This is a genomic window from Dactylosporangium sp. NPDC000555 (assembly GCF_040300025.1).
In the GTDB taxonomy this organism is placed as follows: Bacteria; Actinomycetota; Actinomycetes; order Mycobacteriales; family Micromonosporaceae; genus Dactylosporangium.
Map to the genome: position 1 here is coordinate 1 of NZ_JBEPDB010000210.1, position 1,210 is coordinate 1,210.

1 pseudogene is annotated in these 1,210 nt (G+C 70.9%); it reads right to left on the bottom strand.

Annotated elements, in window-relative coordinates:
* Positions 1-609: 609 nt before the first annotated feature.
* A pseudogene (locus ABT297_RS43065) lies at positions 610-1,210 on the bottom strand (hypothetical protein); the annotation flags it as partial.

Consider the following 1,210-nt stretch of genomic DNA (forward strand, 5'->3'; position numbering starts at 1 on the left):
CTGCGGCTGGACCGGGTGTCCTCTGTGGACGACGTACTACTCAACACCGCAGGCGCCGGGCTGGCCGCGCTGACGGCGCGCCGCTGGTGGCGCGCTACGGCCAGATCATCGTCATATCAACCTCGATCGGCCACGGCCCCGGGACGCTGAGCCGCCCACGGTACTCCGGTCAGCGGCCCGGCCGGCCCTCTGCGCGCCGCCATCGCCTTCGGCGCGGTCCTCGGCGTCGTCGATGGTCGATGCGACAGTCACCACGCAGCGCGACGTAGGCGCCGCGGGTGGCGCCGGTGACTTTCGACCAGATTGAGGCGCCGGACACGGAGAGGCCGATCTGGTCGGCGAGCAGTGCTGACGGTACCTGCGACCCCAACATGGACTCGCACAGGTCTCAGCCTCGGTACGCATCCCGGCAACCGGTGGCCGGAACGCCTCGGCTCAATGCTGGTCCCACACCCTCACCCAGCTACGCCCCCGAATCGCTGAACACACGCCCGAAGCGCTACCCGCGGTCGACGAAACGCTGCGCCTCCTGGACGTTGCGGACTTCTTCGATTTCGCCTTCGCGACAGCGATCTGCTGGGGCCATGATCTTGACACTTGAGACCTGATTCAGACCATGGTCCGTTCGGCGGCGGCCCGGCGGCGGCGGATCGCGGTGGTCAGCCCGGCCGCCGCTGCGGCGGCGAGGGCCAGGGTCGCCACGGTGACGGCACCCCAGACCAGCGGCCACGACCGCCGGCTGGGCCGTAGCAGCAGCGACGACTCGCCTTCACAGTCGACGATGCCGATGAAGCGGCCGCCGACCCGGAAGGTGCCGACGTAGGTGTACGTGTTTCCGTTGTAGGTGACCGTCTCCGGGTCACCGATCGGGCGGTCCGGCCGCCACAGGGAGAAGCGCGGCAAGTTGCTCTCGCGCACCGCACAGTTCGCCCGGTCGGGGATCCCGGTCGCCCGGTCGGCGTAGAGGGCGTAGTCTTTGCCGCTGCCCATGACCCGGCTGACCGTGCCCTGCCGCTCGGTGCCGATGTCCGGCGGGCCGAGGGTCTCCGCGAAGCCGAACGACATGCCCAGCACGCCACCGGCGCAGCACGCGAGCACCGCCAGCGTCACCAGCGGGATTACGAGCAGGTACCAGCGGCGCGACGGGCCGCCGGTACCCACGGGCACGGACGGCACGGGCACGGACGCGGGCGGCACGGGCGGCACGGAC